Source organism: Trebonia sp. (assembly GCF_049794275.1).
In the GTDB taxonomy this organism is placed as follows: Bacteria; Actinomycetota; Actinomycetes; order Streptosporangiales; family Streptosporangiaceae; genus Trebonia.
The window spans coordinates 1-8,032 of sequence record NZ_JBARCR010000429.1; the positions used below are offsets into that span (position 1 = coordinate 1).

Annotated in this window: 9 protein-coding genes; 3 read left to right on the forward strand and 6 right to left on the reverse strand. The window is 69.5% G+C overall.

Annotated elements, in window-relative coordinates; all coding sequences use genetic code 11:
• From WA805_RS11695 to WA805_RS11715, 5 genes are all read right to left on the reverse strand, one after another.
• The coding region (locus tag WA805_RS11695) for a hypothetical protein (RefSeq protein WP_425242350.1) at nucleotides 1-432 on the reverse strand (432 nt) is incomplete at its 3' end.
• Between the two features lie 61 nt (nucleotides 433-493).
• Nucleotides 494-1,537 carry an NADP-dependent oxidoreductase gene (locus WA805_RS11700; protein ID WP_425242351.1) on the reverse strand — a complete coding sequence of 348 codons (1,044 nt, stop codon included), beginning with the start codon at nucleotides 1,535-1,537 and terminating at the stop codon, nucleotides 494-496.
• A gap of 12 nt (nucleotides 1,538-1,549) precedes the next feature.
• On the reverse strand, nucleotides 1,550-1,711 hold the full coding sequence (locus WA805_RS11705; protein WP_422273788.1) for a hypothetical protein: 162 nt from the start codon (nucleotides 1,709-1,711) through the stop codon (nucleotides 1,550-1,552).
• A 9-nt stretch (nucleotides 1,712-1,720) separates the two neighbouring features.
• Entirely contained in the window at nucleotides 1,721-2,077 is a 357-nt protein-coding gene (locus WA805_RS11710) for a PRC-barrel domain-containing protein (protein WP_422339462.1), read from the reverse strand.
• A 61-nt stretch (nucleotides 2,078-2,138) separates the two neighbouring features.
• Entirely contained in the window at nucleotides 2,139-3,059 is a 921-nt protein-coding gene (locus tag WA805_RS11715) for a polyphosphate kinase 2 family protein (protein ID WP_425242352.1), read from the reverse strand.
• Nucleotides 3,060-3,210: 151 nt separating this feature from the next.
• Here WA805_RS11715 and WA805_RS11720 point away from each other — a divergent pair, with 151 nt between their 5' ends.
• Nucleotides 3,211-4,065 carry an aldo/keto reductase gene (locus WA805_RS11720; protein ID WP_422288841.1) on the forward strand — a complete coding sequence of 285 codons (855 nt, stop codon included), beginning with the start codon at nucleotides 3,211-3,213 and terminating at the stop codon, nucleotides 4,063-4,065.
• 106 nt (nucleotides 4,066-4,171) lie between these two features.
• Nucleotides 4,172-6,277 (forward strand): glycogen debranching protein GlgX, encoded by a 2,106-nt coding sequence (gene glgX, locus WA805_RS11725; RefSeq protein WP_422326195.1) that lies wholly within the window; start codon nucleotides 4,172-4,174, stop codon nucleotides 6,275-6,277.
• Here the strand turns inward: glgX and WA805_RS11730 are convergent.
• On the reverse strand, nucleotides 6,274-7,071 hold the full coding sequence (locus WA805_RS11730) for a hypothetical protein (RefSeq protein ID WP_424561520.1): 798 nt from the start codon (nucleotides 7,069-7,071) through the stop codon (nucleotides 6,274-6,276). The two genes, glgX and WA805_RS11730, sit on opposite strands and share 4 nt — an antisense overlap.
• Nucleotides 7,072-7,214: 143 nt before the next feature.
• Here WA805_RS11730 and folP point away from each other — a divergent pair.
• On the forward strand, nucleotides 7,215-8,032 hold an 818-nt coding region (gene folP, locus WA805_RS11735), incomplete at its 3' end, for a dihydropteroate synthase (protein ID WP_425242353.1).

Sequence of the window (8,032 nt, forward strand, 5' to 3'; positions counted from 1 at the left end):
GGTGCTGGCGGCGGTCATCGGCGTGCTCGTGCTCGGCGGCGCCGGGGCGGCTTTCGCCCTCAGCTCGCGAGGGCACACGCCGACCCAGTCCCGGCCGGCGGCGAACGTCTCCCCGGTCACGGCCGCCACCAAGAGCGCGTCAGCCTCCGCGTCGCCGTCCGCTAGCAAGCACCCGACGGCGTCGGCGAGCGCGTCATCGCACGCGACCACGACCCAGCCGACGACCGCGCCACCGACCACGGCACCGCCGACAACGGCACCGCCCACGACAGCACCGCCGACCACGGCACCGCCGACCACGGCACCGCCCACGACAGCACCGCCCACGACGGCACCGCCCACGACAGCACCGCCCACGACAGCACCGCCCACGACGGCACCCCCGACTACGGCACCGCCGACAACGGCCGCGCCCACGACCGCCGCGCCCACGACCGCCTCATCCGCGCCGTCGACCAGCGCGGTCGCATCCTAAAGCGGCCGTCGGGCCCGGTCAGCTCACCCGGATCAGGAGCTTGCCGAAGTTCGTGCCGTCCAGCATGCCGATGAACGCCTCCGGGGCGTTCTCAAGCCCGTCCACGACGTGTTCCTTGTACCGCAGCGACCCGTCGTGCACCCAGCCGGTCGCGCGCTCGAGGAACTCGCCCATCAGGTCCGCGACGAACTCCGTCTGGATGAACCCGCGCAGCGTGAGCCGCTTGCGCAAGATCGCCGACATCAGCACGGGGGTCCGGTCCGGTCCCGCGGGCAGCTCGGTGGCGTTGTAGTGTCCGATGAGCCCGCACACCGGGATCCGCGCGAAGTCGTTGAGCAGCGGGAACACCGCGTCCCACACGTGCGCACCGACGTTCTCGAAGTACACGTCCACCCCGTCGGGGGCGGCCGCGGCCAGCTGCGCCTTGAAGTCGGGGGAGCGGTGGTCGATCGCCGCGTCGAAGCCGATCTCCTTCAGGTAAGCCACCTTCTCCCGGCCGCCGGCGACGCCGATCGCGCGGGCGCCGAAGATCTTCGCCAGCTGCCCGGTCGTCGCCCCGACCGGACCGCTGGCGGCCGCGACGACGACGGTCTCGCCCGGCTGCGGCTTGCCGATCTGGGTCAGCCCGGCGTAAGCGGTGAACCCCGGCATGCCGAGCACGCCGAGCGCGGTCGTGACCGGCGCGGCGGCGGGGTTGAGCTTCCTGACCGCGCCCGCCCGCTGCACGCCGTACTTCTGCCAGCCGGTATAGGCGAGCACGACGTCGCCGGCGGACAGCCCGGCGGCGCGCGACGCGACCACCTCCCCGACGGTGCCGCCGACCATCACGGCGCCCACCTCCGTCGGCGGCGCGTAGGACGGAGCGTCGCTCATCCGGCCGCGCATGTACGGGTCGAGCGACAGGTACTGGGTGCGGATGAGCACCTGCCCGTCCCCAGGGGACGGAACCGGCGCCGCGGTGATCGTGAAGTTCTCCGCGCTCGGCCGCCCCTTGGGCCGGGAAGCGAGCCGGATCTGAATGTTCTGGTCGTCGCTGTGGTCGGCGGCGGTCTGGTCGGTCATGCCCGCAGCGTACTAGCGGACCGGCCTCCGGCGGCGTGCCCGGGCCCCGAGCAGGATGAAGGAGCACAGGAAGATCACCACGCCGATGATCAGCAGGTACAGCAGCCCCTTGACGGCCACCCCGACAATCCCCAGCGCGATGGCCGCGATGATGAGCAACAGGAACAAGACCATGGAAACCCCCTAGCGCCTGGCCAGCTGGCGCTCGCCGTCGGCGCCGGGCTGGTAGGCCAGGCCGTAGTGCTCGAACAGCCTCGGCTCGTCGGTGGCGACTAGCTCGCCGTCGGTGCCGATCTCCGGCGCGCCCTTGACCTGGCCCTTCGTGTAGGCCACCCGCACCGCTGCCGGCGACACCGTCGCCCGGTCCAGCGGCACGAAGGTCAGCCGGTGGCGGCCGATGATCCCGATCCTGATCGAGGCGAACGCAGGCTGATCGGTGCCCGTGTCCACGTAGACGGCTTCGAGTATCCCGATCTTCTTGCCGTCTGGATCCACCACGTCATGGTCTCGCCAGTCGCGGATGTTTTCGGCCTCGAACATGGCCATTCAACTGCCCTTCCTGTCGCCAGGCAAACCCAGGCCTGGCGCTCGTCGCATCCCGTCAGCCGGCGCCCGAGGCGGCGCCGGCCTTCTCCGCTAGCTCGGCCCGCAGCTCGTCCCTGGCCTGCAGCATCTCGCCGCGCACCGCGGGATCCGCGGCGGGGTAGCGCGGGTCGATCGCGCGCAGCGCCCGCACCAGCACCGCCGCGGTCGCGAGCCGGCTGAACCATTTGTGGTCCGCGGGCACCACGTGCCACGGCGCCCAGTGCGTGCTGGTCCGGCTCAGCATTTCCTCGAACGCGCGCTGGTAGGCATCCCAGTGCTGCCGCTCGCTGATGTCGCTAGGGGAGAACTTCCAGTTCTTCTCCGGGTGGTCGATCCGCTTGAGGAAGCGCTTGGCCTGTTCCCGCTTGGACAGGTTAAGCATGATCTTCACCAGGCGGATGCCGTTATCGGTCAGGTACCGCTCCCAGTCGTTGATCTCCCGGTAGCGGCGCTCCCAGATGCCGTCGCCCGGGTCCGGCATGTGCTCGGCGGCGAGCAGTTCCCTGTGTACCCGCACGACGAGCACCTCCTCGTAGTGCGACCTGTTGAAGATGCCGATCTTGCCGCGCCCGGGCAGCGCCCGCTGGCACCGCCACAGGTAGTCGTGGTTCAGCTCGTCGGCCGACGGCTGCTTGAAGGAGGTGACCTGCACCGCCTGGGGGTTCACGCCGCTCATCACGTGCTTGATCGTGCCGTCCTTGCCGGCCGCGTCGATGCCCTGCAGCACCAGCAGGACACCGTAGGTGTCCTGGGCGGCGAGCCGGTCCTGGTATTCGGCGAGCAGCCGCGTGCTGTCCGCGAGCAGGGTCGCGGCCTGGTCCTTGGTCACCTGGCCGGTGTAACCGGGATCGTGGTCCCTGCTCAGCTTGACGGTGCTGCCCGGCGGCACGGTGAGCGGTTCTATAAGGTCGGCCATGAAGCGCAGGCGGTTGTCCATCCCCTAACGATGCCCGCGCCGGCGCCTGCGCGACACCCCGAGGGGTCGTGGGGACTACCCAAATGCAGAATGTGTGTGGCGTGTCCCGCCGGGAAGGCTGCCCTGCGGGGCCGGCGGGACAGCAGAGTCAGCGAACGGAAGGAGCGTCCCCATGAGTGAGCGGCCGACAGCGGAGGCCGCCGGCAAGATCGACGTCGGCGGCGACCTGACGGTGAACCGGCTGGGGTTCGGCGCGATGCGGATCACCGGGCAGGGGGTCTGGGGCCCGCCGCCGGACCGGGAGCGCGCCAAGGCGGCGCTGCGCCGGGCGGTCGAGCTCGGCGTCAACTTCATCGACACCGCCGACTCCTACGGGCCGGACGTCAGCGAGGAGCTGATCGCCGAGACCCTGTACCCGTACCCCGACGACCTCGTCATCGCGACCAAAGGTGGCCAGGTGCGGCCGGGCCCGGGCAACTGGGTGCCCGACGGCCGTCCCGAGCACCTGCGCAGCGTCTGCGAGGGCAGCCTGCGCCGGCTGCGCGTGGACAGGATCGACCTGTACCAGCTCCACCGGCCCGACCCGAAGGTGCCGCTCGCGGAGTCGATCGGCGCGCTGAAAGAGCTGAAGGACGCGGGCAAGATCCGGCACATCGGCGTGTCGAACTTCGGCGAACAGCAGCTGCGCGAGGCCGAGGCGATCACCCCGGTGGTGTCGGTGCAGAACCGCTACAACGTCACCGACCGGTCCTCGGAGACGATGGTGGACCTGTGCGAGCAGGAGAGCCGCGTGTTCCTGCCCTGGGCGCCGATCAGCGAGTCCGACAACGTGCCGCTGCGCACGGCGGCGGAACGGCACGGCGTCAGCACGCGCCAGATCGCGATCGCCTGGCTGCTGGCCAGGTCGCCGCAGATCCTGCCGATCCCCGGATCCGGCTCCGCCGAGCACGTCGAGGAGAACATCGCGGCCGCGAGAATCGAGCTGGACGCGCAGGAACAGAACGCCATCACCGACGTCGTCGGCTGACTGACGGAGAGGCGCTTTTGACGGCGGAGCGTAGCCAACTGCCCTAAAATGAGTGAAAAGTCGTGCTCCGTGATAGGTCCGCACGCGCTGGGGCAGATGGGAGACCATGGAACGCGATATGTGGCCGGGCCGGCCGTATCCGCTCGGCGCCAGCTACGACGGCATCGGGACGAACTTCACGCTGTTTTCCGAGGTAGCCGAGCGAGTCGAGCTGTGCCTGTTCGACGAGAGCGGCTCCGCGGAAGAGCGGCTGGACATGACCGAGGTCGACGGCTACGTGTGGCACTGCTTCCTGCCGGGGATCGGCCACGGGCAGCGTTACGGCTACCGCGTCCACGGCCCGCACGACCCGGAGAACGGCCTGCGGTGCAATCCGAGCAAGGTCCTGCTCGATCCCTACGCCACGGCGATCGACGGCGAGGTCCGGTGGGACCCCGCCGTTTACGGTTACCCGCTCGGCGGCGACGACAGGAAACGCTACGACGCGGACAGTTCGCCGTTCGTGCCGCGGGCGGTGGTTACGAACCCATGGTTCGAGTGGGGCGACGACCGGCAGCTGCGCATCCCGTGGCACGAGACCGTGGTGTACGAGGCCCACGTCAAGGGCCTCACCATGCGTCACCCCGAGGTCCCCGACGACCTGAAGGGCACGTACGCGGGCATGGCGCACCCCGCCGTCATCGAGCACCTCCAGCGGCTCGGCGTCACCGCGGTCGAGCTGATGCCGGTCCATCACTTCGTGCACGACCAGCATCTGGTGGAGCACGGCCTGCGGAACTACTGGGGATACAACTCGATCGGCTTCCTCGCCCCGCACAGCGATTACTCGGCGTGGGGTGTCGAACAGGTCGTCTCCGAGTTCAAGTACCTGGTGAGGACCATGCACGAGGCCGGCATCGAGGTCATCCTCGACGTGGTCTACAACCACACCGCGGAGGGCAACCACCTCGGCCCGATCCTGTCCCTCAAGGGCATCGACAACCCGGCGTACTACCTGCTGGCCGACGGCGGACGCTACTACTTCGACACCACAGGCACCGGGAACACGCTGAACATGCGACAGCCGCACGTGCTGCAGCTGATCATCGACTCGCTGCGGTACTGGGTGAGCGAGATGCACGTGGACGGGTTCCGCTTCGACCTCGCCGCCAGCCTGGCCAGGCAGTTCCACCAGGTCGACCGGCTGTCGGCGTTCTTCGACCTCATCCAGATCGATCCGGTCGTGAGCCAGGTCAAGCTGATCGCCGAGCCGTGGGACCTCGGCGAGGGCGGCTACCAGGTAGGCAACTTCCCCACCCTCTGGTCAGAATGGAACGGCCTCTACCGGGACTCCGTTCGCGACTACTGGCGCGGCGCCGACCAGGGCCTGGGCGACTTCGCCTACCGGCTGACCGGCAGCTCGGACCTGTACGGGCGGACGGGCCGCCGGCCGCACGCCAGCGTCAACTTCGTCACCGCCCACGACGGGTTCACGCTCACCGACCTGGTCTCCTACGACCACAAGCACAACGAGGCGAACGGCGAGGACAACCGCGACGGCGCCGACGACAACCGCTCGTGGAATAGCGGCGCGGAAGGACCGACCGACGATCCCGAGGTCACCGAGATCCGCGGCCGCCGTCGCCGGGCGATGATGGCGACGCTGCTGCTGAGCCAGGGCGTGCCCATGCTGCGGCACGGGGACGAGTTCGGCCACTCCCAGCAGGGCAACAACAACGCCTACTGCCAGGACAACGAGCTGTCCTGGGTGGACTGGGAAAACGCAGACGAAGACTTCATGGAATTCTGCGCCCAGCTCGTCGCCTTCCGGCGCGAGCACCCGGTCTTCACCCGCCGTCGCTTCTTCGAGGGTGAGCCCATCATCGGCTCGAAGTCCAAGCTGTCGGACATCGGCTGGTTCCGGGCCGACGGGGTGGAGATGGAGGACGAGGACTGGGAGACCGGGTTCGCCAAGTCCCTTGGCGTCTTCCTCAACGGCCTGGCCTTGCCCGACCCTGACCAGCGCGGGCACCGGCTGACCGACGACAGCTTCCTGCTGCTGTTCAACGGCGACCATAGCGACGTCAGTTTCGTGCTGCCCGGCGGTGACTGGGGCAAGCTATGGGTGACCGAATTCGACACCGCGGACCAGACGGGATCCGGCGAGGTGCAGAAGGCCGGGGCCAAGGTGGTCGTCGCCGCCCGCAGCCTGCAGGTGCTGCGCCGGGCCTAGCTCCGCCGCACCGCGTACTGGTAGCGCGTATCCGCCGCCACCTTAGGGTGGTCCTTGCCCGTCCGGGCTAGGTAGGCGATGCAGGCCACCACGAGGACTATCGTGACCAGCGACACGGGCCCGTGCCCGATCCCGAGGCCGCCCGACGTCTTCGGCATCCCGCAGAAGTCCGCGAACGACGCCCCGATCGGCCGGGTCAGGATGTAGGCCACCCAGAACGTCAGCACGGGGTTCACCCCGAGCCGCCACGCCACCAGCGGCACGATGATCGCCAGCGTGAACAGCACGCCCGAGGTGAAGTACCCCAGGTGCAGCGTGGTCGCGGTCAGGTCGCCGGTCGCGGTGCCGAGCGCGAACGTGCAGCACACCGTCAGCCAGTAGAAGATCTCGCGGCGCGGCGTGACGATGCTGTGGATCGACAGCGTGCCCTCAACGCGGTACCAGGTGAACAGCACCACCGCCAGCGCGACGGCGAACAGCGTCACCGACACCTTGTACGGGACGCCGAGCCCCACGTGCATCGCGTCCGCCACCATCGTGCCGAACACGGCCACCATCGCCACCGCCGTCCAGTACGGCCACGTCCGGTAGTCCGGCACCCGGAACTGCCAGGTGATCGCGACCGCGAACACGATGAACCCGCCGAGCACCGCGAGGTAGGGGTTGTACTCCTTGACCAGGAAGTCCGACACCGCCTCGCCCATCGCGGTGGTGAGGATCTTCACCGTCCAGAACCAGGGGTTTACATCGGGAACTTTGGGAACAGCCGCGCTTCCCTGGTGCCGTCCTGCCATAGCCGCAAGGATGCCACGGGCTTGCGTATCGATTGCACCGAACGGGCCCGTCGTTCCTCTGAATTCAGTAACAACTCTCTTCAGAACTTGCTAACCATCGCCACCTGCGGCTCTCTCCCGCGCCTCGCATAAGCTCACTAGTCATGGACCACGTCGCCGCGGCACCTAGCGGCGCCCCGGCGGCGCGCGAACCGGGTCCGCTGCGGCTCGGGTGGCGTGAGTTCTCGCCGGAGCAGCGGCTGGTGATGGCGATCGTCAACAGGACCCCCGACTCGTTCTACCGGCCGGGCGTGACCTGGGACGAGGGCGCCGCCCTCGAGCGGGTGCACGCCGCGGTGGCCGAAGGCGCGGACATCCTCGACGTGGGCGGCGTCCCGGCGAAGCCGGGCCCCGAGGTGACCGTGGCCGAGGAGATCCGCCGCGTGGTCCCGTTCGTCGCGTCGGTCCGCGCCGCCTACCCGGACCTGGTGATCAGCGCGGACACCTGGCGGCATGAGCCGGCCAGGGCGGTCTGCGAGGCGGGCGCCGACCTGCTCAACGACACCTGGAGCGGCTGGGATCCGAAGGTCGCGGACGTGGCCGCGCAGTTCGGCGCGGGCCTCGTCTGCTCGCACGTCGGCACCCTGACGCCGCGCACCCGGCCGTTCCGGCCGTTCTTCACCGATGTCATGGCGGACGTGACCGAGCGCGTGCTCGGGCTCGCCGAGCGGGCGCGCCGGGCCGGCGTCGACCCGGCGCGGATCGTCATCGACCCGGCGCATGACTTCGGCAAGAACACCTGGCACTCCCTGGAGCTGACCAGGCGGCTCGGCGAGCTGACCGCGACCGGCTGGCCGGTGCTGCTGTCCGCGTCGCGCAAGGACTTCGTCGGCGAGACGCTCGGCGCGCCGGTCGAGGACCGGCTCGCCGGCACGCTGGCGGTGACCGCAGTCGGCGCGTGGCTCGGCGCGCGGATCTTCCG

Bases quoted from the DNA above. Each gene is read 5' to 3' on its own strand.
- WA805_RS11715 (WP_425242352.1), bottom strand. From the start codon at position 3,059: ATGGACAACCGCCTGCGCTTCATGGCCGACCTTATAGAACCGCTCACC.
- WA805_RS11720 (WP_422288841.1), top strand. From the start codon at position 3,211: ATGAGTGAGCGGCCGACAGCGGAGGCCGCCGGCAAGATCGACGTCGGC.
- glgX (WP_422326195.1), top strand. From the start codon at position 4,172: ATGGAACGCGATATGTGGCCGGGCCGGCCGTATCCGCTCGGCGCCAGC.
- WA805_RS11710 (WP_422339462.1), bottom strand. From the start codon at position 2,077: ATGTTCGAGGCCGAAAACATCCGCGACTGGCGAGACCATGACGTGGTG.
- WA805_RS11705 (WP_422273788.1), bottom strand. From the start codon at position 1,711: ATGGTCTTGTTCCTGTTGCTCATCATCGCGGCCATCGCGCTGGGGATT.
- WA805_RS11730 (WP_424561520.1), bottom strand. From the start codon at position 7,071: ATGGCAGGACGGCACCAGGGAAGCGCGGCTGTTCCCAAAGTTCCCGAT.
- WA805_RS11700 (WP_425242351.1), bottom strand. From the start codon at position 1,537: ATGACCGACCAGACCGCCGCCGACCACAGCGACGACCAGAACATTCAG.